Below are 23,355 nucleotides of genomic sequence, written 5' to 3'. Positions count from 1 at the left end.
CGCTAAACGATAGCCGGATGTCGAGGGAACGTCAGGCCTGGGCTGCTAAAACACGTCTTTCCCAGGGAGTAATTTCATCATGGAAACTGGTCAGTTCCAGGGTCTTCGAAGCGATGTAGCCTTCGATGAATTCCGCGCCGAACAGTTCCTTGGCCAACTGGCTACGTTTCAGACGCTCAAGTGCCGCATGCAAGGTACACGGCAACGAAAGATTGTCCGGCACCTCGAACTCACCCTGGATCGGCGCGCTCGGCTCCAATGTCTTCTCGATGCCATGCAACCCCGCCGCCAGGCTTGCGGCAATCGCCAGATACGGGTTGGCATCGGCCCCCGGCAAGCGGTTCTCGACCCGACGGGCCACCGGCAAACTGGCCGGAATGCGCAGGCCGGCCGCCCGGTTGTCGTAGGACCAACAGGCATTATTCGGTGAGGCGTAAGGGTGGCACAAGCGCTGATAGGAGTTCACGTTCGGCGCAAACAACGCAGTGAAATCGGCCATGCACGCTTGCTGACCGGCAATGAAGTGGCGGAAGGTGGCCGTCTCCTGCCCCGCCTCGTCGCTGAACACGTTACGCCCGGAATCGATCTCGACCACGCTCTGATGGATATGCATCGAACTGCCCGGCGTATGCGCCAACGGCTTGGCCATGCACACCACGCTCAGGCCGTGCTTGAGGGCCACTTCCTTGAGCAGGTGCTTGAACAGGAATGTCTGGTCGGCCAGCAGCAGCGGATCACCGTGCAGCAGATTGATCTCGAACTGGCTGACACCCATTTCGTGCATGAAGGTATCGCGAGGCAACCCCAACGCAGCCATGCACTCGTAGACTTCATTGAAGAACGGCCGCAAGCCGTTGTTGGAACTGACGCTGAACGCCGACTGACCATCTTCGCGGCGACCGTCCAGCCCCAGTGGCGGTTGAAAAGCCAGGGTCGGATCGGTGTTGGGTGCGAAGACAAAAAACTCGAGCTCGGTCGCCACCACAGGCGCCAGGCCGCGGGCCGCGTAACGGGCAATCACTGCCTTGAGCTGACCACGGGTCGACAGGTTGGAGCTGGTGGTGGTGCCCAGTTCATCCGCATCGCAAATGGCCAAGGCCCGCGGTGGATGGCTCCAGGGCAAGCGATGGATTTGTGCAGGGTCCGGGATCAGCGCCAGGTCGCCATCATCGCTGCCGTAAAACCGCGCCGGCGGATATCCGCCCATGATGCATTGCAGCAGCACGCCCCGCGCCATCTGCAAACGTCGACCGTCGAGAAACCCCTCGGAGGTCATCACTTTGCCCCGTGGTACGCCATTCAAATCCGGCGTGACACATTCAACTTCATCAATGCCCGTCAATCGCTGCGCGAGTGAACTCAGGCCAACGGTGCTCATGACACTATCCTTGTTATTGTGCGGGCCGCGAACGGCGACCGTACAAAATAGGCTCCACGTGTTCGGAATTTCAAGCAGCGTCGAAAAAAATGCTGCCTGTCAGGGCAGGTAAAGGCGGAACACCCCACCGCCCAACGGCCCGCCATTGCTGATTTCGGTACGTCCACCCACGCCGTTGCGCTGATGCAGCGCGGCAATTCGCCCGGCAAAGTACAGGCCCAGCCCGGTGCTGCCGGTGCTTTGATTGATACCCTGCACGTAATCGGCCTGACGTTCGATCATCTGCGCCGGATACCCCTCGCCATCGTCATTGATGGTCAACACCAGTTGCCCGGCTTCGTCGCTGACACTGATCAAAACGGCATGCCGTGCAAAGCGAATGGCGTTGTTGATGCAGTTGGCCAATACCGACGCGATCAACTCACGGTCGAAGAAACCCAGCGGGCTCAGCGGGTCCACTTCATAGGTGGCCATGATCCCGCGGCTGGCGAACACCTCCTGATGACAGGCCAGTTGCGCTTCGATGAAATCGTCCAGTTCATGGTAGGCCGGTTGCAGCGGCATCTGGTTGACGCCGAGCTTGTACAACCCCAGCAACTGCACCAGCATGCCGTTGAGGTGGGCGAATTCGAAGTCGATCACACCCTGCTCCGGCGCCTGCCGCGCCGACTCCGGCAATCGCCCCAGCCACTGGCTGTGGGCCTGCATCAGCATGGCCAGCGAGTTCTTCATGTCGTGCACGGTCGAGGCGATCACCGTGGAGAAATCCAGTGCCGGTTCGTTGTCGTTCATTGGCCAAACGCCTTGCTTTTCAGCTTCTGGTAACGCGGATAGCGCGCGTCGGTGTCGGGCATCAGGCCGACCATTTTCAGGCAAACCTGGCACTCCTCCAGCTCTGCCGAGGGAACGCTGGTATCGGTGCCATGCAACAACGACTGCGCCATGTTCAGGGCGATACTGATGTTCTTCGGTTGCAACGCCAGGGCCCTGCGGAATACCTGCCGGGCCTCCACCAGGTTGCCGGTCTTGTACACGCGCACACCCTGACGGTTGAGTTCCGCGGCGGCGTTGCCGGAATTGAGGATGCTCGGGTCGTCGGTTTGCTTGGCGATGTCCTTCATGACCACCGGATCGTCGCCGTAAATTTCCACGCAGTTTTTCAGCATCGCGGTACCGGCCTCTGTCTGCCCGAGCAGTTTCAGTTGCTTGGCCACCAGCAACGCCGCTTCGGCGCTCATGAATTGCTCCATGCCGTCCAGACGCAGCAAGGCTTGCTCGGTAAGCTTGTCGGCCGTCTCGGCGTCGTTGAGCAACAGACTGGTGGCCTTCATCAGGCGCGCGCGGATTTGCAGGCCCGGATCGGAAGGGTTTTCCTTGGCCACGGCACTCAATGTGGTGTTGATTTCCAGGCGGGTCCGCGTGTCCAGGCCCCGTTCGCTGCCCTTGCTGATCAATGCATGGGCCAGGCCGAGGTTGCTCTCGGCATCCTTGAACCGCGACTGGGCGCCTTGGCTCACGGCCTGGCGATAGGCCTTGGCCGCCGTGTCGAAGTCCTCGTTGGTCATCGCCAGCTTGCCCAGCAACGCTTGCCGACGCACCGCCAGCGGAGACAGGCGAATCGCCTCCTCCAGAATGCGCTGCGCCCCCTTGGTATCCCCTTCGGCGACCAATACATCCGCCATGCCGTCATACAGCGACGGCATCATCGGGAAGACTTTCAGGGCTTTCTCATAAATGCCCTTGGCCTGCCCGACCTGACCGCGCTTGAACAGCAACTTGCCCAACCCGGCAAACGCCCAGGGCAACGGGCGGTCGGCGATGATGCCGTCGTAGAGGCGCTCCAGCGCTTCGTTCTGATTCAGGTCGCGCAGGGCATCGGCGCGATAGCGCAGGCACAACGGCGAGTAACGAATATCTTGTTTGCACAGGACGATACAGGCGTTGAGCACCTCCATCGGCTTGCCCCGATCGAGGGCCTGCAGGATCGGCTTGAGCAGAGTCTTGCGCTGCTCCAGGCGCTCCAGGCGCTGGGCCAGGCTGGAACGGTTGAAGGGTTTGGTCAGGTAGGCATCGGGCTCATGCTCCAACGCACTGAGCACCATGGCCTGGCTGGTTTCGGCGGTGACCATGACGAACACCGCCTCATGGCTGATCAGCTTTTCTTCCATCAGGTCTTCGAGCACCTGCTGGCCGTTCTTCTTGCCGTCACCCAGGTGAAAGTCCTGCAGGATGAAGTCGTAGGCCTTCTGCGAGCACATTTTCAGCGCCTGCTCACCGGTATCGGCAGTGTCCACTTCCTTGACGCCCAGTTCCCGCAACATCGACCTGACCGAACTGCGGAAGTCCGAGAAATCATCGACGATCAGAAAACGCTTTTGGTGATACGACAGCATCGAAGATTTCCAGGCAATTTAAGAAGAAGAACCCAAAGGCAAATATACGGACGGACTCAGCTTCGCAGCCCCTGTTTTGGCGCGCTGATGATAGCTGGTGGCACTAGGCTATCAAACACCTTCTCATAGAGAGTGCGCCCCATGTCGACCGGAAGAGACGAACAAGTCCCTGACTGCCCGTGTTATCGGCCAGCCATGGCATTCCCTTGAGAACCTTCCCCAACGCCCGTTCTGAATAGGTGTAGGCCTTACTGAAAACGAGACCTCGCGCACAAAAAAGTGCTGATACATGAACACCAGCGATACATGAACACCCGCAAATGCCGGTGTCTGACCAGCAGGCGTCGCCGATAAATTGACTAAGCTGACATTAGCGCTCCTAAGTGAACACCACTCGTCGATTAATTGACGAAGTCAATCAGGATCAGACCTTGGCAATTGGCCACCCATGGCGAGCCTAATACCTTGATTTTCGAGGCTTACTCCCTTCCTTGAGTACATCGCTCAGGCCTGTCCGCACCGGGCTTGTATCGAGGACTGACGGATGGACAGGTTGGCAGCGCTCCGGGCTGACCTAGAATCAGTTGAGAGGCGGGAGGGAGCACATCATCATGCGTAAACCACTGATAATTATTTGTATTGAACTTCTCTCCCGGGCTTTGCCTGCCTTCTGGAAAAGTTCGCCCCGCGTGCCAGTGCTGTTGATGGAAATGGCCCCGGGGTCGGTGGTTGCCAATGCCTGGGCGGGCATCATCACGGCCTCCCTGCGTTCGAATCCATCCTTCAATCGCTGCGCCCCGGTGAGCAAGTTGCTGACCCGGGAAGGCCAGCGGGTGGAGGCCATCATTGGTTTTTCAAGGAGGTCAGGAAGATCATGACTGACCAAAAAGAGCCAATTGGTGTGATGTTGATCGATTGTCGCCCCCTCGTACTCAAGGGCCTTCACGACCTGATCAATGCCAGAATGCCCTGCATGGAAGTGACAGGACAGGCCACCACCTATACTCAGGCGCTGGATCTTGCCGATCAGCTGCGGCCCGATGTCATTTTTTTCAGTTTCTTTCCGGATGCGCTGAACCCTCTGGATGTCGTCGCGGGACTCACCCGTAGCGCCGAAATGAAAGTGCTGCTGCTCAAGGGCCTGTACGAAGTCGTCCCCGCTGCCCAGGCGATAGAGGCTGGCGCTCGCGGCATCGTGCTGGCGGAAGACCCGACGGAATCGATCATCCAGGCCATCCTCAAGGTCCACCATAGCGACATCGCAATGGATAGAGCCTGGGCTGGCGGCCTTTCCGGCTATGCCGCGTCCGGACATACACCCATGAAATGCAATCTGGAGCGGGCGAAACAGGCGCGGTTGACTCTGCGCGAGAGAGAACTGATTCGCGCCATCGTGGGCGAACCGTCCGCCAAATATGTGAGCATCGCCGGGCGCCTGGGGATCAGCGAGCACACCGTGCACAACCACCTCAGCAACATCTATCAAAAGCTAAATCTCATCAACCGCATAGACTTGTTGATGTATGCGCTCAAACACGGGCTCACCAACGAAGCACCGACCGAGTCCGCCTGGGTAGAGCTGGATTGAATTTCAAGTCGATACAAGACGGTCTGCCCCACACTTTTCAGGGGGGTAGGTCGTCACCGTTTCGCCGTCCTTGTCGGTGGCCCGGGACTGAGTGCCCGCAAGACTGATGTCGTTCCCGGTAAATCCTGCCGCACCAACCTGTACCTACTCCCCCGCGCACTCCCAGACGGGATGGGAGATTCAGACTACGTGGGAGAGGAGGCGCAAAGGCGCGAAGGTAGAGTTGAAGGCTTCGATAAATCCAAGGCGCCTGAATTTACAGAACTTTATCTACAAGTCGTGAAAAGGAAGCATTGAAACAGGCGGGGGGAGCTGAAAAATATGGTGTCCCAGGGCAGGTTCGAACTGCCAACCTTCCCCTTAGGAGGGGGATGCTCTATCCAATTGAGCTACTGAGACACAGGTTGACCGCGACGATACGCGGTGCGATGGACGGCGTGCATGTTAACGGCCGGGCTGGCTTTTGTCATGTCGTCCGTAGGCTTTTTAAGTGTAGGCAGACGCCTCGGCCGGGCGCGGACTTGTTTACCATGCAAATTGCATCACTGCAAAAAGCCATCATTGCAAAGTGCAATATGGCGCTTTACCAAAAATAACTTAATTCATTGTTTTTAAAGAATTTAATTGTCGATAGACTCTGGCATGCGAGCTGCTTCTGCTGTTTTCACAGAACAACCGAGGCCCGTCCCATGAAGAGCGCCCTTTCACTCTCGTATGCATTCGCACTGGCGATTTTACCGGGCGTTCATTTTGTTCCCGAGAGCAGCGCTACGCAGGTTGCCCAACGTATGCCGCGCTACCTTCAGTTGCAGAAGGCGCCGCAGCTGGCAGTGACGAGCGACCGGCACAGCCTTGTCAGTCAGGAGATAGGCCAGGAAAACATCCTGGTGCCGGCTCCGTCTGCCGAACGTTTGGTATTTTGAATGACCTTTACCAGGAGCACAGCATGTCCAGATCAGCCGCGAGTTTCTTCGTCCTCGCCTTGTTGAGCGGCATTTTCCATCTGTCATTGACCCAGGACATGGTCGTCACCCTCCCCCTGATCGCCTGTGGCGTATTCAGCGCGCTGTTCGTGCTCGCATTGATCGCTGGGCGCAAGATCAAGTTTGATCCGGTACTGCGTTGATCCTGACACGGCAGACCCGCTGCAAGGGCCTGCCATCCATCCTGAATTCACCCCCGCTATACGACTTCCCCTAGTAAATCGGCAATTTGCCACTATCCTATAAAAGACAAGGAACGGGGTCCGAGTTCACTTTTTCCTGCCCGCCTGAAACCTTTCGTCGGGTGGAGAAAGCGATAAGCGATACGGCCTGGTCGAACTTTTCAAACCAGTCCGCATTTCTGATAATTGGTGCTGGCAGAACGCCTTTATCCAGTTCAATATTTGTCACATAATTGGCGCCAAGGATCTGGCTGCTTTGAGGCATGATGCGCGCCTCTATGAATTCAGGTTGAACATTTGGTCAGAGCGCTTGTCCTACCAGACATCCTGCGGCCAATCCCGAAAACCGCTCCCCTGAACTAACCGGTTAAATATATGCGCCCATTGAAACAGGCAATTTATTCCAGCCGTACGGCTGACAAGTTCGTCGTACGTCTGCCAGACGGAATGCGTGAACGCATTGCCGAGGTGGCTCGCAATCATCATCGCAGCATGAACTCCGAAATCATTGCGCGCCTTGAACAGAGTCTTATTCAGGAAGGCGCACTGGGAGAAGAGTTGAGCATGCGCCTGGACAGCCCGGAGCTTTCCTTGCACGAACGGGAGTTGCTGCAGCGCTTCCGCCAGCTCTCCCATCGACAGCAGAACGCCCTGGTTTCGCTGATCGCCCATGACGCTGAAATGACCGCCGACGCTTCCTGATTCAGCCAGTAAGCCCAAGCCAGCCTGATCGCTGGCTTTTTTTTGCCTGAAATCCGGGCACAAAAAAACCCGCCAAAGACGGGTTTTCGATGAACGTGGCTTCAGAGCAGGAAGATTGTCGCCAGCCCCAGGAAGATGAAGAAGCCGCCGCTGTCGGTCATGGCCGTGATCATCACGCTGGCCCCCATCGCCGGGTCGCGCCCCATCTTCGCCAGGGTCATCGGGATCAGAACCCCCATCAACGCCGCCAGTAGCAAGTTGAGCGTCATCGCGGCAGTCATCACCACGCCCAAAGACCAACTGCCATAGAGCAGGTAGGCAACCACGCCGATCACCCCGCCCCAGATCACGCCGTTGATCAGCGCTACCGCCAATTCCTTGCGCATCAGGCGCGAGGTATTGCCGGTGCTCACCTGGTCCAGCGCCATGGCCCGAACAATCATGGTGATGGTCTGGTTACCCGAGTTACCACCGATCCCCGCCACGATCGGCATCAACGCCGCAAGCGCCACGAGCTTCTCGATCGAACCCTCAAACAAACCGATGACCCGAGAAGCCACGAACGCGGTAATCAGGTTGATCGCCAGCCAGGCCCAACGGTTACGCAGGGATTTCCAGACCGACGCAAAAATGTCTTCTTCTTCACGCAGACCCGCCATGTTGAGAACTTCGCTTTCGCTCTCTTCACGGATCAGGTCGACCATTTCATCGATGGTCAGACGGCCGATCAGCTTGCCGTTCTTGTCGACCACGGGTGCGGAGATCAAGTCATAACGCTCGAATGCCTGGGCGGCATCGTAGGCGTCTTCGTCCGGGTGGAAACTCACCGGATCGCTGGCCATCACCTCGGAAACCTGTTTGTCCGGATCGTTGACCAGCAAACGCTTGATCGGCAACACGCCCTTGAGCACGCCGTCGTAATCGACCACGAACAGTTTGTCGGTGTGGCCCGGCAACTCCTTGAGACGGCGCAGATAACGCAAGACCACTTCAAGGCTGACATCCTCGCGGATGGTCACCATCTCGAAGTCCATCAACGCACCGACCTGCTCCTCGTCATAGGACAGAGCCGAACGCACGCGCTCGCGTTGTTGCTGGTCGAGGGTCTCCATGAGCTCATGGACGACGTCTCGCGGCAGCTCGGAGGCCAGGTCAGCGAGTTCGTCGGCATCCATGTCCTTGGCGGCTGCCAGGAGCTCGTGATCGTCCATGTCGGCGATCAGTGATTCACGGACCGAATCGGATACTTCAAGAAGGATGTCGCCGTCGCGATCGGCCTTGACCAGTTGCCAGAGCGTCAGACGGTCGTCCAGCGGCAAGGCTTCAAGGATGTAGGCGACGTCGGCGGAGTGCAGGTCATCGAGTTTGCGTTGCAACTCGACGAGGTTCTGCCGGTGGACCAGGTTCTCGACCCGGTCATGATGCGGGCCTTCCTGGCGGTGAGTCAGGTCTTCTACAACTCGCTGGCGCTGCAGCAACTCAACCACCTGAGCCAGGCGATCCTGCAAGCTTTCCTGCGTTTTCTTTACTTCAACTTCGGACATAGGCGAACTCCACTCCCAGCAGCGGGGCACGCCGGAAGGATCAATCAGTCAATTCATGATTGGTGAAACGGGGTACTGAGTAACTACTGGGTAAGTCCATGGAGGTATTCCACAAGCCCCGGCGGGGCTGACGGGCGCAATGATACACCGCCTGACGGTTTTAAACGTTAAAAAATCTCGGCTGAAACAAGCGCTTGCACAACAAACCTGAGCATCGGCCTGATCCATGAAAATGCGACGACGTATTCCGAAAAGAAAACACACACCCCTTCGAAAATTGTAGCCGCTACCCTTGAAAAGGAACGTCACGGAGGACGCCTGATGCCATCAGTTGCTCAATTCTTTTTGGTTTTCACCCTGCTCAGCCCCCTGCCCTTGGCGGTCGCCACCACCGTTCAGCGCTGTGAGGCTGCCAATGGGCGCATTACCTTCACCACACTAGGTTGTGCCGCGGGAGAGAATGTTTCACTTCAAGACGCCCGCGCCTTTACACCTGGCAGCACGATGGCGCTTATGCCGCCAGCCGAGCCCCGCGAAACATCAGGTATGAAAATCCGAAGCAGAGAGCCGACCGTGGTCGGTCAGGCGCAGGACAAGTGTGGAAACCTGATCAATGCCAGGGAGCGCCGGGAGGCAATCATCAATCAGCGAGTGATCGCCGGCATGAGCCAGCAAGACGTCGAAAGCGCCCTCGGCAAGCCAGACAGGATCAGTATTCGAAATTCAGCCACGAGCTACCGCTACGACACCCTGCGAGGTCGTAGTGCACAGGTGGAGTTCGACGAGAGAGGATGCACGAAAGGAAAAGCCAAATCCCGGACGGCAAAAAGCCCGCATTAAATGCGGGCTTTCTGTTGTATGGTGCACTCGACAGGATTCGAACCTGTGACCGCTCGGTTCGTAGCCGAGTACTCTATCCAGCTGAGCTACGAGTGCAATTTGTGTTTTTATACCAGATCACAACTGGTTGAAGCCAAGTTACTTACATTGCTGTAACTAACTCTTAAATGGTGCACTCGACAGGATTCGAACCTGTGACCGCTCGGTTCGTAGCCGAGTACTCTATCCAGCTGAGCTACGAGTGCATTTGTTGCCGCGCATTATAGGCCGTCTAATCTCTATGTCAAACACTTTTTCTAGTAATTTCAACAACTTACCGAAAAAGCCAGATTACAACGTACTACGCAAATAATGGCGGAGAACGGGGGATTCGAACCCCCGACACCCTTTTGAGGTGTACTCCCTTAGCAGGGGAGCGCCTTCGGCCACTCGGCCAGCTCTCCGCAACACGGGGCGTATATTAACCAGCTTCTTCCCCGTTTGCAAACATAAAAAACGATAAAAATTAATGGCTTGGTTCTTCGTCCTTCTCTTTCTTGATACGCAGGTAAATTTCTTCCCGGTGAACAGCTACCTCTTTGGGGGCATTAACACCGATGCGCACTTGATTTCCTTTGACGCCGAGCACGGTCACGGTGATTTCGCCATCACCGATAATCAGGCTTTCTGCACACCGACGAGTCAGAATCAGCATACCTTTCTCCTCACGCATTTCATTTCAGGGACAACAGTCTGCAAAAAAAAGGCACTCGACCCACAACCGGAGCGGTCGCAGCCCTACATGCCTGAGTATTGACTAGCGCGAGCAAAAGAACAGTCTCGGGGGGTCACGCCATTCAAAAAAACAAAAGGCGCGGTCAGACCGCGCCTTTTGGCAAACGCATCACTCGCCCTGGCGGGCCGGTGCGTCCAGTTCGAAAGCCGTGTGCAGAGCGCGCACAGCCAGTTCCAGATACTTCTCTTCGATCACTACGGAGACTTTGATTTCCGAAGTCGAGATCATCTGGATGTTGATGCTTTCCTTGGCCAGGGATTCGAACATGCGGCTGGCCACGCCTGCGTGAGAGCGCATGCCAACGCCGACGATCGACACCTTGGCGATCTTGGTGTCGCCCACGACTTCACGGGCACCCAGCTCGCCAGCGGTTTTTTCCAGCACGGCTTGCGCCGCCTGGTAGTCGTTGCGGTGCACGGTGAAGGTGAAGTCGGTGGTGTTATCGTGCGCGACGTTCTGCACGATCATGTCGACTTCGATGTTCGCGGCACTGATCGGGCCGAGAATCTTGAAGGCAACGCCCGGGATGTCTGGCACGCCACGGATGGTCAGCTTGGCTTCATCGCGGTTGAAAGCGATACCGGAAATGATCGGCTGTTCCATGGTTTCCTCTTCATCAATAGTAATGAGGGTGCCCGGACCCTCCTTGAAGCTGTGCAGTACGCGCAGCGGAACGTTGTACTTGCCGGCGAACTCGACCGCGCGGATCTGCAACACCTTGGAACCGAGGCTGGCCATTTCCAGCATCTCTTCGAAGGTGATCTTGTCCAGGCGCTGAGCCACGGACACCACACGCGGGTCGGTGGTGTAGACGCCGTCGACGTCGGTGTAGATCTGGCATTCGTCAGCCTTCAGGGCTGCCGCCAGCGCCACGCCGGTGGTGTCGGAACCGCCACGACCGAGGGTGGTGATGTTGCCGTGCTCGTCGACGCCCTGGAAACCGGCGACAACCACCACACGACCTGCCTTCAGGTCACCGCGAATCTTCTGGTCATCAATCTGCAAGATACGCGCTTTATTGTGCGCGCTATCCGTCAGAATCCGCACCTGGTTGCCGGTGTACGACACCGCCGGCACGCCGCGCTTGATCAGCGCCATGGCCAACAGGGCAATCGTCACCTGCTCACCGGTGGAAACGATCACGTCCAGCTCGCGCGGAACCGGTTGGCCGTCGCCACTGATTTGCTTGGCCAGATCGATCAGACGGTTGGTTTCGCCGCTCATTGCAGACAGCACAACCACCAGGTCATCGCCGGCATCGCGGAATTTCTTAACCTTGTCGGCGACCTGCTCGATTCTCTCGACAGTGCCGACCGAGGTGCCTCCAAATTTCTGTACGATCAAAGCCATTTCAAAGCCGCCTCTGCCCATGAAGGGCGCCCAAATAATCACTCAAACAGCGTTGCGGCCCACCACTAGACTGCGGGCCGCAAGTACTGCCTTATAGACCCTGCTCTACAAACGGAACGGTCAGGGCCAGTGCCGCATCCAGTGCGCCAGCGTCGGTACCGCCGCCTTGCGCCATGTCTGGACGACCACCACCCTTCCCGCCCACTGCCGCAGCGGCTTGCTTCATCAAATCACCGGCTTTGAGTTGGCCAGTCAGGTCTTTGGTTACGCCTGCAACCAGAACGACCTTTTCCTCATGGACACTGCCGAGCAGGATCACTGCGCGGCCGAGTTTGTTTTTCAGTTGATCGACCAGCGCCAGCAGCGCCTTGCCATCCTGACCGTCCAGACGCACGGCCAGCACTTTCACATCCTTGACGTCCAGCGCCTGGGCCGACAGATCGTCGCCCGCGGCACTGGCAGCCTTGGCTTGCAACTGCTCGAGTTGCTTCTCCAGCAGACGATTGCGCTCCAGCACAGCCGACAGCTTGTCGATCAGGTTATCGCGGCTGCCCTTGACCAGGCTGGCCGCTTCCTTGAGTTGTTCTTCCGCCGCGTTCAAGTAAGCCAGCGCTTGCGCACCGGTGACTGCCTCGATACGACGCACGCCCGATGCCACACCGCCTTCGCTGATGATTTTCAGCAGGCCGATGTCGCCGGTACGGTTCGCGTGGATACCACCGCACAGCTCGACGGAGAAATCGCCCATGCTCAGTACGCGTACGTTGTCGCCGTATTTTTCGCCGAACAGCGCCATGGCGCCTTTCTGCTTGGCGGTTTCGATATCGGTTTCTTCGGTTTCAACTTCGGAGTTCTTGCGAATCTCGGCGTTGACGATGTCTTCCAGCGCTTTCAGTTGTTCAGGCTTGATGGCTTCGAAGTGGCTGAAGTCGAAGCGCAGGCGCTGACTGTCGACCAGCGAGCCTTTCTGCTGAACGTGATCGCCCAGCACCTGACGCAATGCTGCGTGCAGCAAGTGAGTCGCGGAATGGTTCAGCGAAGTGGCGTGACGCACCTCGGCATCCACCTGCGCCTGAACTGGCGAGCCAACGATCAGGCTGCCCGAATCCAGCACACCGTGGTGCAGGAACGCACCGCCGGTCTTGGTGGTGTCGCGCACGTCGAAACGCGCAGCGCCAGCCTGGAGGAAACCGCAATCACCAATCTGACCACCGGATTCCGCATAGAACGGCGTCTGATCGAGAACGACCACGCCCTCTTCGCCTTCGCTCAACACGTCGACCGATTGCCCGTCCTTATAGAGAGCAACGATCTTGGCGGAACCGCTGTGAGCGGTGTAACCGGTGAATTCGGTGTCCACATCAACCTTGACCAGGCTGTTGTAGTCCATGCCGAAGGAACTGGCGGAACGGGCACGAACGCGCTGGGCTTCCATCTCACGCTCGAAACCTTCTTCGTCGATGGTCAGGCTGCGCTCGCGAGCGATGTCGCCGGTCAGGTCCATCGGGAAGCCATAGGTGTCGTAGAGTTTGAACACCACGTCGCCCGGCACCACGTCGCCCTTGAGCTCAGCCAGATCCTGCTCGAGGATCTTCAGGCCCTGCTCCAGGGTCTTGGCGAATTGCTCTTCTTCGGCCTTCAACACGCGCTCGATGTGCGCCTGCTGGGATTTCAGTTCCGGGAAGGCTTCGCCCATCTCGGCGACCAGGGCCGCGACGATCTGATAGAAGAAGCTGCCCTTGGCGCCCAGCTTGTTGCCGTGACGGCAGGCGCGACGGATGATCCGGCGCAGCACGTAGCCGCGGCCTTCGTTGGACGGCAGCACACCGTCGGCGATCAGGAAACCGCAGGAACGGATGTGGTCAGCCACGACCTTCAGCGAAGCCTGAGCGTCGTTGGTGCAGCCGATGGCCTTGGCCGAAGCGCTCAGCAGGCTCTGGAACAGGTCGATTTCATAGTTCGAGTGAACGTGCTGCAGCACGGCACTGATCCGCTCCAGGCCCATGCCGGTGTCGACCGACGGCGCTGGCAGCGGGTGCAACACGCCATCGGCGGTGCGGTTGAACTGCATGAACACGTTGTTCCAGATTTCGATGTAACGGTCGCCGTCTTCTTCCGGCGAGCCCGGTGGGCCACCCCAGATGTCGGCGCCGTGATCGTAGAAAATCTCGGTGCAAGGACCGCACGGGCCGGTATCGCCCATGGTCCAGAAGTTGTCGGAGGCGTACGGTGCGCCCTTGTTGTCACCGATGCGTACCATACGCTCGGCCGGAACCCCGATTTCCTTGGTCCAGATGTCATACGCCTCGTCATCGCTGGCGTAGACGGTGACCCAGAGCTTTTCCTTCGGCAGGTTCAGCCACTTGTCGGAAGTCAGGAAGTTCCAGGCGTAGCTGATGGCATCACGCTTGAAATAATCACCGAAGCTGAAGTTACCCAGCATTTCGAAGAAGGTGTGGTGACGAGCGGTATAACCGACGTTTTCCAGGTCGTTGTGCTTGCCGCCGGCGCGCACGCATTTCTGGCTGCTGACGGCGCGGGTGTACGCGCGCTTTTCCTGGCCCAGGAAGCAGTCCTTGAACTGGTTCATCCCCGCGTTGGTGAACAGCAGGGTTGGGTCGTTGCCCGGAATCAAAGAGCTGGAGGCTACACGGGTGTGGCCTTGCTCTTCGAAGAAGCGAAGGAAGGCTTCACGGATTTCTGCGCTTTTCATTAGGTTCTTCCACGGAGGCTGCGGCCAAAGGCCTGTTCGAAACGTCAACAGACGAAGCGACGGCAAAGGGCCGCATTATATCGGCCCTGCGCGCGGGGTACAGCGTGTTTATACGATAGAAACGGTCAATTGGAGTGCTAACGCTATCACTTGCGCGAAAAGTCGACGAATGTCGCGACGACCTGCTCGATTTGCGCACGGCTGACGTCCATGTGCGTAACCATGCGCAGACGCGCGGCGGCACTGAGCTTGATCCCGCGGTTGGCGGCAAAGGCCTTGATGGCCTCGGCCTGGTCGCCCATCTGCACGTAAACCATGTTGGTCTGCACCGGCTCGACCTCGAACCCCGCCCCGCGCAGGCCTTCGGCCAGCAACTGCGCGTTGGCATGGTCATCGGCCAGGCGCTCTACGTTGTTATCCAGCGCATACAGGCCTGCCGCCGCGAGAACCCCGGCCTGACGCATGCCGCCACCGACCATCTTGCGCAGGCGCCGGGCCTTGCCGATCAGCTCGGCCGAGCCGCACAGCACCGAACCGACCGGTGCGCCCAGGCCTTTGGACAGGCACACCGAGACGGAATCGAAATACTGGGTGATTTCCCGGGCATCCACACCCAGCTTCACTGCCGCGTTGTACAGACGTGCGCCGTCAAGATGCAGTTGCAAGCCATGCTCGCGGGTAAAACTGCGCGCCCGTGCCAGGTATTCCAGTGGCAGGACCTTGCCTTGCATGGTGTTTTCCAACGCCAGCAAACGGCTGCGGGCAAAATGGAAGTCGTCCGGCTTGATCGCGGCAGCGACCTGCGCCAGGTCCAGCGAACCATCGGCCTGCACTTCCAGCGGTTGCGGCTGGATCGAGCCAAGCACCGCCGCGCCACCCCCTTCGTACTTATAAGTGTGGGCCTGCTGGCCGACGATGTACTCGTCACCGCGCTCGCAATGGGCCATCAACCCCAGCAGGTTGCTCATGGTGCCGGTCGGCACGAACAGTGCCGCGGCGAAACCCAGTCGCCTGGCCAGTTCGGCTTCCAGGTGATTGACCGTCGGATCTTCGCCATACACGTCATCGCCGGTGGCGGCCTTGGTCATTGCCTCGAGCATGCCGGCGCAAGGTTGGGTGACGGTGTCGCTGCGAAGATCGATAACACTCATGAATCTGGCCTCGGTAAGCAGGGGGAAATCCCTTTCAGGAAAGAATTACTGCGGGCATGGCGACGATTAATCAACCCTTGCGTAGGAAAAGGCCGATTAAACCAACGGAAAAGTCGATGACAATCATCCAAAAGGGGTCATGCGCATACCGCAAATATGTGATAAAAACGCTGCGCCGCCAAACATTTGGGCGGCAAAAACGTTCTCAGGGCGGGGTGCAACTCCCCACCGGCGGTAATTGCGCGCAATGCGCATAGCCCGCGAGCGCTTGGTGACAGCACGGCTTCGGCGGTGCCTGACAGCAAGGTCAGCAGACCCGGTGTGATCCCGGGGCCGACGGTCATAGTCCGGATGAAGAGAGAACGGGATTGACAACAAAGGGCCGTCCGTCGGCATTCGTGCGAGCGTGCGTACCCTCAAATCCCCTTCGATTCATAACGCCCTGTTTTTCACACAAACAGGAGTCAGAACATGCAACCCACCGCAATCGACAGCAAAAGCAAACACCATCAGGGCGAGCGCGTAGCGTTCATCCAGGCCTGCTGGCACAAGGACATTGTCGATCAGAGCCGTAAAGGCTTCGTCGCCGAAATGATTACCCAGGGTTATCAGGAATCCGACATCGATTTCTTCGAAGTCGGCGGCGCCTTTGAAATGCCCCTGCACGCCAAGTTGCTGGCCAAGACCGGTCGTTATGCTGGCATCGTCGCCGCAGCCCTGGTGGTGGACGGCGGGATCTACCGTCACGAGTTCGTCGCCCAGTCGGTGGTCAGCGGCCTGATGCAGGTTCAACTGGAAACCGAAGTGCCAGTGTTCTCGGTGTCCCTGACCCCGCACCACTTCCATGCCGGTGAAGAGCACCAGAAGTTCTTCTTCGAGCATTTCCTGCATAAAGGCCAGGAAGCGGCGAAGACTTGCGCGGATACGCTGATGAAGATCCGCTCGCTGCGTCGCAGTGAGCCGCGTGCGGTAGCTGTCTAAAGGCTAAGTGAGGTCTATGGCCTCACTCAAAACCAAATGTGGGAGTGGCGGTGCGACGATTCGACTTGCTCGCGAAAGCGGTGTAACAGTCACATCGATTCTGGATGTGCCACCGTTTTCGCGAGCAAGCCCGCTCCCACATTGGTTCTATGCTGAATTCAAGCCAGGTTTTCGTCGGTAGTCGGCACAACCAGGATGCCGGCACGCAAACCATTCTTCACCCTGGGGTTCGGGAAGATGATCCGGGCGCCCTCTTCCTCGATGATCCAGCGGGTGTTGGCAATGTCTTCCGCCAGCAGGTAACCCACTTCCAGCTCCGAAAAGTTCTCGATGTCCGCCGGCAGGTTCAGGCGGAAGCTGTCGCTGTGCTTGATGATTTCTCGCGCCACGCTGTACAGCTGCAAACCGTCCAGCGCGTCCTCAGTCAGTTCTGGTTCGGTGCCCTCGATGATCTGCTTGAGACGCTTCTCCAGCAGCGAGACGTTGACACCGTCGTTCTGACCGAACGGCCGCGCCTTGCCCAACTCCAGGGTAAAGGCCTCGGCACCCAGCTTGTCGTAGGTATAGGAGCTGAACACGATGGACGGCTTGTTCTGCAGCAACACCGCTTCCATGCCGGCAGCACGCAGGCGCGCCAGTTGCTGACGCGAATGCTGGCGGTCTTCCTTCCACGGGTACAAGGCGAACTGCTCGATTTTCGAGCCACGAATCGCCGTGTGCAGGTCGTAGTGCAGGCGCTGGCGATCCGGCAGGCTGAAGAAGCTGGCAGCCAAACGCTCCAGCTCACAGGCGCGCAGGGCTTCGCAACCGCTGCTTTGTTCGTGACGGCCATTGAACAGCCGATTGACGTCCTGCTCGACGAAACGCTCGCCCTTGCGAATCGCTTCCGGGTTGCCGAACAGGAACAGAATACGTGCGCGCGGCTTCAGATCGCCGCGGGCAATGTCGTGCAACAGGCGATCGAGCAACTCGATCGGCGCTGTTTCGTTGCCGTGGATCCCCGCCGACAGCAGCAGGTCCAGGCCATTGTCACGCGCTTCAGGTGGCCGGACTTCCAGCGCACCTTCGCTCAACCAGCGCATGCGCACGCCTTCGACAGTCAGTTGAGTCTTCTCCGCCGGTTCGCGGCCGGCGAGGGTCAGTTCAAGCAGTTTGCCGAGGGCGAGCATAGAGCGGTTTCCTTAGTGATCGTGGTTGCAGTCCGGACCGTGGACGTGTTCCTCGTCGTCACCGAGGTCAGCCGGTTCCATTTCCAGTTGCAGACTTACCAGATTAGTCGCCAATGGGCGCAACAGCAGGTTGGCGTACTCGGCGTCGCCTTCTTCGACGTCCACGCCGATCAGCAACTGGCCACGGCCGTCCTGCTGGATCCACAGCTCTTTACCTTGCCACAGGACCGCGACGCGGGTGCAGGACGTTTCCAGTTGCGTGCCGTCGGTGTCTTCAAGGATCAGCTGCAGGGTATCGCTCATGTCTTTACGCTCTCGTTTGAGATGAATCAGCGCGCTGCCGTAGAAAGCGGCGCGCCGTCGATCAATTGATCTGGAATGGATAAACCGCGCCCAGTTTAAGGATTTGCGTCAGTTCATCCAGTGCCGTCCGGCACTCAAGCAGCAATTGCGGGTCCGCCAGATCGTTTTCGGTCATGCGGTCGCGATAGTGCTTCTCGACCCATTCGGTCAGTGTGCCGTACAACGGTGCCGTCATGATAACCCCTGGGTTGACGGCCGCCAGTTCGGTTTCGTTGAGCGCGACACGCAGTCGAAGGCAAGCAGGGCCACCGCCGTTCTGCATGCTCTGCTTGAGATCGAAGACTTTCACTTCGCGGATCAGGCCGCCGGAGCTGGTCAAACCCTGCAAGTACTGCCAGACACGCTCGTTGCCACGGCATTCTTCCGGCACGATCAACAGCATGGAGCCGTCAGGACGCGACAGCAGTTGGCTGTTGAACAGGTAGGAACGAACCGCGTCTTCCACGCTGACGGCGGAACGTGGCACACACACAGACTGAAATTTCCCACCGACTTTGGCGAGTTTGCTCTGCAATTCAGCGAGCATTTTCTCGGTCTCGAGGAACGCGTCCTCGTGATAGAACAGCACTTCACCATTACCCACGGCGATCACGTCGTTGTGGAACACGCCCTGATCGATCACCGACGGGTTCTGCTGCGCGTAGACCACGCCGTCATCGCTCAAGCCATGCAAACGGGCAACGGCCTGGGACGCTTCGAGGGTCTGGCGCGCCGGGTACTTCTGCGGTGCCGGATAGCGGATGTCGAACGCACTGCGGCCGAACACGAAGAACTCGACACCGGCTTCGCCGTATTCACGGCAGAAACGCGTGTGGTTGGCCGCGCCTTCGTCACCGAATTGCGCCACGGCCGGCAAGGCGGCGTGGTGGGCGAAGTGTTTCTGGTCAGCGAACATCGCCCCCAGCACGCGGCTGGTGGTCGGGTGCTCGATGCTGCGGTGGTATTTGCAGTTGAGGTTGGCGGCGGTGAAATGCACGCGGCCATCAGCGGTGTCGGCGCTCGGGCTGACGGTCGCCGCGTTGGCCACCCACATGCTCGACGCCGAGCAACTGGCCACCAGCAGCGGCATCGCCTCTTTGGCAGCGCGCTCGATCACTTGAGCGTCGGTGCCGCCAAAGCCCAGGCGACGCAGTGCAGCCACATCCGGGCGCTCTTGCGGTGCCAGTACGCCTTGCTGGAAACCCATTTCCATCAGCGCTTTCATCTTTGCCAGGCCTTGCAGCGCCGCTTCCTTGGGGTTGGAAGACTGCTGGCTGTTGCTCTGGGACGCGACGTTGCCGTAGGACAGGCCGCCGTAGTTATGGGTCGGCCCCACTAGACCGTCAAAATTGACTTCATAGGATTTCATCAGCGAGGCTCCACGAGAATCTGTTGTTATAGGCTTCAGGTAACAATTGAGTAAGACCGGGTCGCGGCCTTCGCGAGCAAGCCCGCTCCCACAGGTTCAGCAGTGTTCACAAATTTTGTGTTCGACGCAGTCCTTGTGGGAGCGGGCTTGCCCGCGATGGGCATCACGCCATCTTCACGCCAGGCGTAAGGGCCGACGGCAACACCAGGCTCGGCGTTTCCAGTGAGGCCACCGGGTACGCGCAGTAATCCGCCGCGTAGTAAGCGCTGGCGCGGTGGTTGCCCGATGCCCCTACGCCGCCGAATGGCGCGCTGCTCGCGGCACCGGTCAGTTGCTTGTTCCAGTTGACGATACCGGCACGGCTTTCCAGCCAGAACTGCTGGTAACGCGCCTCGGAGTCCGACAGCAGGCCGGCGGCCAGACCGTAGGCGGTGTCGTTGGCTTCAGCGATCGCCGCTTCAAAATCAGCGTAGCGGATCACCTGCAGCAACGGGCCGAACAGCTCTTCGTCAGGACGATCGGCAACGGCGCTCACGTCCAGGATGCCCGGGGTCAGCAAGGCCGATTGAGCCTGAGGCTGAGTCATTTCCAGCAGCGCCACGGCGCCGTTGGCCAGCAGATGTTCTTGCGCATCCATCAACGCTTTCGCAGCGCCAAGGGAAACCACCGAGCCCATGAACGGCGCCGGTTGCTGATCGAAGGCTCCGACTGAGAGGGTCGAGCTGACCGCCACCAGGCGCGCCAGCAACGAGTCGCCCCAGGCACCTTGCGGCACCAGCAAGCGACGGGCACAGGTGCAGCGCTGGCCGGCGGAAATGAACGCCGACTGAATGATGGTGTACACCGCGGCATCGAGGTCGGCGACCTGATCGACCACCAGCGGGTTGTTACCGCCCATTTCCAGCGCCAGGATCTTGTCCGGACGACCGGCGAATTGCTGGTGCAGGTGATTGCCGGTGCGGCTGGAACCGGTGAAGAACAGCCCGTCGATGCCCGGGTTCGCCGCCAGGGCGATACCGGTTTCGCGAGCGCCTTGCAGCAGGTTCAATACACCGGCCGGCAGGCCAGCCTCGATCCAGCACTTGACCGTCAGCTCAGCGACTTTCGGTGTCAGTTCGCTTGGCTTGAACAGCACGCTGTTACCGGCCAACAGTGCCGGCACGATATGGCCGTTCGGCAGGTGACCCGGGAAGTTGTAAGGACCGAACACCGCCACCACGCCGTGGGGTTTGTGGCGCAGCACAGCGGTGGCATCGCCCAGCGGCCCGCTCTTCTCGCCGGTACGTTCGCGGTAGCTCTGCACCGAGATGGCAATCTTGTTGACCATGCTGGTGACTTCGGTCGCCGCTTCCCACAGGGGTTTGCCGGTTTCTTCGCCGATGGTATGAGCCAATTCGTCAGCGTGACTCTTCAGCGCAGCGGCAAAGGCTTCCAGCACCGAGATACGCTCTTCCAGGGTGCGCCGCGCCCAGTCCGGGAACGCCTGACGCGCCGCTTGCACAGCCGACTCGACCTGACCGGCGGTGGCTCCGACGCCGGACCACAGCACCTGCTGGGTCACCGGGTTCAGCGACTCGAAGGCTTCGCCCCCACCTGCCAGCCATTCACCTGCGATGTAAAGCGACTTCATTATTTCGACTCCCGAGCTGCGGACAACGCCACGGCGCGCACTTGATCGCCCGCGTTGAGTTGAAGACGTTTGGCGGTCAGCGGGTCGACCACCAGGGTGCCGGCGGCCAGACGTGCAGGCGCGGCAGTGATCCGGCAGTCCTCGCGCTTGCGGTTGTGAATGATGAATGGCGTGGCATCGTCACCCGGGGTGCCGACGGCCAGCACCAGCGCCTGGCTGTCGCGCACGGCGCGGATCTTGCCGGTTTCGCATTCGATCGCCGGGCCTGCGTCGAAGATATCGACGTAGCCCTGGTAGCTGAAACCTTCGCTCTTGAGCATGGCCAGCGCCGGCTCGGTGTCCGGGTGGACCTGACCGATCACGTTGCGCGCATCCGGCGACAGGAAGCAGGTGTACAGCGGGAATTTCGGCATCAGTTCGGCGATGAACGCCTTGTTGCCCACGCCGGTCAGGTAGTCAGCCTGGCTGAATTCCATCTTGAAGAAGTGCCGGCCCAGGCTTTCCCAGAACGGCGAACGCCCGGCCTCGTCGGAAACACCGCGCATTTCGGCAATGATCTTGTTGCCGAACAGTTGCGGGAATTCGGCGATGAACAGCATCCGTGCCTTGGACAGCATGCGACCGTTGAGGCCACTGCGGTAATCGGCGTGCAGGAACAGCGAGCACAGCTCGGAGTTGCCGGTCAGGTCGTTGGCCAGGAACAGCGTCGGGATTTCACGATAGATGTTCAGCTCTTGCGAAGCGCTGACCGTCAGACCGACCCGGAAGTTGTACCAGGGCTCACGCAGGCCAACGGCGCCGGCAATGGCGGAAATACCCACCACGCGCCCGTCGTCATCTTCGAGCACGAACAGGTAGTCCGCGTCGCCCCGCCCGGCTTCGCCGCGAAAGGTCTTCTCGGCCCAGCCGACCCGATGGGCCAGCCGCTCTTCGTTGGCCGGCAAGGTGGTCAGGCCGGTGCCGGTACTGCGGGCCAGGTCGATCAGAGCGGGTAAATCGCTGCTGCGTACGGGACGAACAATCATGCTATCTCCTCAAACGGGCCGCTTGCGCCACCCGTGAAACTTCGCTGCTTTCTAAACGAGCAATCAGGCCAGGTCGCTGTTAAACCGCGACCAGGCGCACGCTGGCACCCTCGCCGACACCCAGGGCTTCGGCCGCCTCCAGGTCCAGGGTCACCGGTTTGCCCGGCGCGTAATCGAGCTCGAGCATGACCGCGCGGTAATCCTGCAACTGGGCATTGGCAACCAGGTACTGGCGACCGACGCCTTTGACCGGCTCACCGATCTTCACCGGCACCACACGGCTCTGGGCGATCGAACGGATCCCCGAGACACGGGCATGCAGGGTCGGGCCACCGTCGAAGATGTCGATGTAGTGATCGGTCTCGAAACCTTCGCGCATCAGAATGTCGAAGGTGATCTGCGCGCGCGGGTGCACCTGGCCCATGGCTTCTTGAGCGGAGTCCGGCAGCAGTGGCACGTAGATCGGGTAATGCGGCATCAGTTCGGCAAGGAACGTACGGCTTTTCAGCCCGCACAGACGCTCGGCTTCGGCGTAGTTGAGGTCGAAGAAGTTGCGGCCGATGGCATCCCAGAACGGCGAGTCGCCGTTTTCATCGCTGTAACCGACGATTTCGGTCACCACGGAATCGGCAAAACGCTCCGGATGGCTGGCCACGAACAGCAAACGGCCACGGGAGTTGAGCTCCGACCAAGGCGACCCCACCAACTCGCGCTGCACATAGAAGCTGGTCAGCAAGCTGTTGCCGGTCAGGTCGTGGCACTGGGAGAGCACGTGAATCTTGTTGTGAATCTTCAGCTCGCGGGAAGCGTGCACGAAGGTTTCGTTGCGAAAGCTGTAGAACGGCTCGGAGTAACCGGCCGACGCCACGATGGCCGAGCAACCGACCAGCTTGCCGGTGGTGGAGTCTTCGAGGACGAAGAAATAGCTTTCCTCACCGTTGAAACTCACTTCGGCGGCGAACGACGCTTCGCTTGCCGCGATCTTGTCGCTCAGGCGCTCAACGTCATCCGGCAAGGAAGTGACACCAATCGGACTGTCCGCAGCCAGACGCTGTACCTCGCCCAGATCAGCCATTTGCGCGGGGCGCATCACCAGCATGGTGTCACTCCTTAATCTCAGAACTTACAGAAAAAAATCCCGGGCCATCTCCGCAGGAGACTGTGGGAGCGGGCTTGCTCGCGAAAGCGGTGGGTCAGACAGCAAAAATGTTGACTGATACACCGCTTTCGCGAGCAAGCC

At 59.2% G+C, this 23,355-nt stretch carries 22 protein-coding genes, 4 tRNA genes and 1 riboswitch; of the genes, 7 read left to right on the top strand and 19 right to left on the bottom strand.

Features of this window, described 5'->3' with window-relative positions; all coding sequences use genetic code 11:
* Positions 1-31 precede the first annotated feature (31 nt).
* The 3 genes from KGA98_RS15205 to KGA98_RS15195 all read right to left on the bottom strand — a co-directional run bounded on the left by KGA98_RS15205 (position 32) and on the right by KGA98_RS15195 (position 3,771).
* The gene (locus KGA98_RS15205) at positions 32-1,276 is read right to left on the bottom strand and encodes a glutamine synthetase family protein (RefSeq protein ID WP_223502765.1); all 1,245 of its coding nucleotides are present in this window, start codon (positions 1,274-1,276) and stop codon (positions 32-34) included.
* Positions 1,277-1,477: 201 nt separating this feature from the next.
* Complete coding sequence (locus tag KGA98_RS15200) at positions 1,478-2,170, bottom strand: sensor histidine kinase (protein ID WP_150812138.1); 693 nt, start codon at positions 2,168-2,170, stop codon at positions 1,478-1,480.
* On the bottom strand, positions 2,167-3,771 hold the full coding sequence (locus KGA98_RS15195; RefSeq protein WP_223502714.1) for a tetratricopeptide repeat-containing response regulator: 1,605 nt from the start codon (positions 3,769-3,771) through the stop codon (positions 2,167-2,169). The genes KGA98_RS15200 and KGA98_RS15195 overlap by 4 nt, the downstream gene beginning before the upstream one ends.
* A 611-nt stretch (positions 3,772-4,382) precedes the next feature.
* On the opposite strand from KGA98_RS15195, the gene KGA98_RS15190 reads away from it, so the two are divergent.
* Together KGA98_RS15190 and KGA98_RS15185 are read left to right on the top strand one after the other, a co-directional pair.
* Entirely contained in the window at positions 4,383-4,649 is a 267-nt protein-coding gene (locus tag KGA98_RS15190; RefSeq protein ID WP_223502713.1) for a hypothetical protein, read from the top strand.
* The gene (locus KGA98_RS15185) at positions 4,646-5,359 is read left to right on the top strand and encodes a response regulator transcription factor (RefSeq protein WP_150812135.1); all 714 of its coding nucleotides are present in this window, start codon (positions 4,646-4,648) and stop codon (positions 5,357-5,359) included. The genes KGA98_RS15190 and KGA98_RS15185 overlap by 4 nt, the downstream gene beginning before the upstream one ends.
* 322 nt (positions 5,360-5,681) lie before the next feature.
* Here the strand turns inward: KGA98_RS15185 and KGA98_RS15180 are convergent.
* A tRNA-Arg gene (locus KGA98_RS15180) sits at positions 5,682-5,758 on the bottom strand.
* 290 nt (positions 5,759-6,048) lie between these two features.
* Here KGA98_RS15180 and KGA98_RS15175 point away from each other — a divergent pair.
* Both KGA98_RS15175 and KGA98_RS15170 read left to right on the top strand, forming a co-directional pair.
* A complete protein-coding gene (locus KGA98_RS15175) occupies positions 6,049-6,282 on the top strand; it encodes a hypothetical protein (protein WP_150812134.1) in 234 nt (77 codons plus the stop codon).
* Between the two features lie 23 nt (positions 6,283-6,305).
* Positions 6,306-6,485, top strand: a complete 180-nt coding sequence (locus KGA98_RS15170; RefSeq protein WP_007992795.1) for a PA3371 family protein — start codon at positions 6,306-6,308, stop codon at positions 6,483-6,485.
* Positions 6,486-6,582: 97 nt separating this feature from the next.
* Here KGA98_RS15170 and KGA98_RS15165 read toward each other — a convergent pair whose 3' ends face one another.
* Complete coding sequence (locus tag KGA98_RS15165) at positions 6,583-6,789, bottom strand: hypothetical protein (RefSeq protein WP_150812133.1); 207 nt, start codon at positions 6,787-6,789, stop codon at positions 6,583-6,585.
* 110 nt (positions 6,790-6,899) lie between these two features.
* On the opposite strand from KGA98_RS15165, the gene KGA98_RS15160 reads away from it, so the two are divergent.
* Positions 6,900-7,226, top strand: a complete 327-nt coding sequence (locus KGA98_RS15160; protein ID WP_008066583.1) for an Arc family DNA-binding protein — start codon at positions 6,900-6,902, stop codon at positions 7,224-7,226.
* 101 nt (positions 7,227-7,327) lie between these two features.
* On the opposite strand, the gene mgtE is transcribed toward KGA98_RS15160, so the two are convergent.
* Positions 7,328-8,770 carry a magnesium transporter gene (gene mgtE, locus KGA98_RS15155; RefSeq protein ID WP_007971042.1) on the bottom strand — a complete coding sequence of 481 codons (1,443 nt, stop codon included), beginning with the start codon at positions 8,768-8,770 and terminating at the stop codon, positions 7,328-7,330.
* A 321-nt stretch (positions 8,771-9,091) separates the two neighbouring features.
* On the opposite strand from mgtE, the gene KGA98_RS15150 reads away from it, so the two are divergent.
* Positions 9,092-9,610: a cell envelope protein SmpA gene (locus KGA98_RS15150; RefSeq protein ID WP_154860376.1), complete on the top strand. Its 519-nt coding sequence runs from the start codon at positions 9,092-9,094 to the stop codon at positions 9,608-9,610.
* Positions 9,611-9,629: 19 nt separating this feature from the next.
* Here the strand turns inward: KGA98_RS15150 and KGA98_RS15145 are convergent.
* From KGA98_RS15145 to ltaE, 7 genes are all read right to left on the bottom strand, one after another.
* Positions 9,630-9,706: transfer RNA gene (locus KGA98_RS15145), tRNA-Arg, on the bottom strand.
* Between the two features lie 72 nt (positions 9,707-9,778).
* Positions 9,779-9,855 (bottom strand) — tRNA-Arg (locus KGA98_RS15140).
* A 107-nt stretch (positions 9,856-9,962) separates the two neighbouring features.
* Positions 9,963-10,053 (bottom strand) — tRNA-Ser (locus KGA98_RS15135).
* Positions 10,054-10,115: 62 nt separating this feature from the next.
* Entirely contained in the window at positions 10,116-10,304 is a 189-nt protein-coding gene (csrA, locus tag KGA98_RS15130; protein ID WP_002554426.1) for a carbon storage regulator CsrA, read from the bottom strand.
* 189 nt (positions 10,305-10,493) lie between these two features.
* Positions 10,494-11,735 (bottom strand): aspartate kinase, encoded by a 1,242-nt coding sequence (locus KGA98_RS15125; protein ID WP_007971040.1) that lies wholly within the window; start codon positions 11,733-11,735, stop codon positions 10,494-10,496.
* A 91-nt stretch (positions 11,736-11,826) separates the two neighbouring features.
* The gene (gene alaS, locus KGA98_RS15120) at positions 11,827-14,448 is read right to left on the bottom strand and encodes an alanine--tRNA ligase (protein ID WP_057713617.1); all 2,622 of its coding nucleotides are present in this window, start codon (positions 14,446-14,448) and stop codon (positions 11,827-11,829) included.
* Positions 14,449-14,594: 146 nt separating this feature from the next.
* A complete protein-coding gene (ltaE, locus tag KGA98_RS15115) occupies positions 14,595-15,599 on the bottom strand; it encodes a low-specificity L-threonine aldolase (protein ID WP_223502712.1) in 1,005 nt (334 codons plus the stop codon).
* Positions 15,600-15,796: 197 nt separating this feature from the next.
* A riboswitch (FMN riboswitch) is annotated at positions 15,797-15,967 on the top strand.
* A 103-nt stretch (positions 15,968-16,070) separates the two neighbouring features.
* Between ltaE and KGA98_RS15110 the strand changes: the two genes are divergently transcribed.
* Positions 16,071-16,580, top strand: coding sequence for a 6,7-dimethyl-8-ribityllumazine synthase (locus KGA98_RS15110; protein WP_150812130.1), 510 nt, complete (start codon positions 16,071-16,073; stop codon positions 16,578-16,580).
* Between the two features lie 158 nt (positions 16,581-16,738).
* Here the strand turns inward: KGA98_RS15110 and astE are convergent, their stop codons facing one another.
* From astE to aruF, 6 genes are all read right to left on the bottom strand, one after another.
* Positions 16,739-17,749 (bottom strand): succinylglutamate desuccinylase, encoded by a 1,011-nt coding sequence (gene astE, locus KGA98_RS15105; RefSeq protein ID WP_150812129.1) that lies wholly within the window; start codon positions 17,747-17,749, stop codon positions 16,739-16,741.
* A gap of 12 nt (positions 17,750-17,761) precedes the next feature.
* Positions 17,762-18,052: a topoisomerase II gene (locus KGA98_RS15100; protein WP_090457332.1), complete on the bottom strand. Its 291-nt coding sequence runs from the start codon at positions 18,050-18,052 to the stop codon at positions 17,762-17,764.
* Positions 18,053-18,113: 61 nt separating this feature from the next.
* Positions 18,114-19,460 (bottom strand): N-succinylarginine dihydrolase, encoded by a 1,347-nt coding sequence (gene astB / locus KGA98_RS15095; protein WP_223502711.1) that lies wholly within the window; start codon positions 19,458-19,460, stop codon positions 18,114-18,116.
* 163 nt (positions 19,461-19,623) lie between these two features.
* On the bottom strand, positions 19,624-21,093 hold the full coding sequence (gene astD / locus KGA98_RS15090; RefSeq protein WP_223502764.1) for a succinylglutamate-semialdehyde dehydrogenase: 1,470 nt from the start codon (positions 21,091-21,093) through the stop codon (positions 19,624-19,626).
* Complete coding sequence (astA, locus tag KGA98_RS15085) at positions 21,090-22,115, bottom strand: arginine N-succinyltransferase (protein WP_057713611.1); 1,026 nt, start codon at positions 22,113-22,115, stop codon at positions 21,090-21,092. The genes astD and astA overlap by 4 nt, the downstream gene beginning before the upstream one ends.
* A 79-nt stretch (positions 22,116-22,194) precedes the next feature.
* Positions 22,195-23,214 carry an arginine/ornithine succinyltransferase subunit alpha gene (gene aruF / locus KGA98_RS15080; protein ID WP_150812126.1) on the bottom strand — a complete coding sequence of 340 codons (1,020 nt, stop codon included), beginning with the start codon at positions 23,212-23,214 and terminating at the stop codon, positions 22,195-22,197.
* Positions 23,215-23,355 lie beyond the last annotated feature (141 nt).

Origin of the sequence: Pseudomonas sp. BF-R-24 (assembly GCF_019947335.1) — a bacterium.
Taxonomy (GTDB): Bacteria; Pseudomonadota; Gammaproteobacteria; order Pseudomonadales; family Pseudomonadaceae; genus Aquipseudomonas; species Aquipseudomonas jessenii.
The sequence above is the reverse complement of the archived record's forward strand: the minus strand, read 5'-3'. Positions and strand labels throughout refer to the sequence as shown.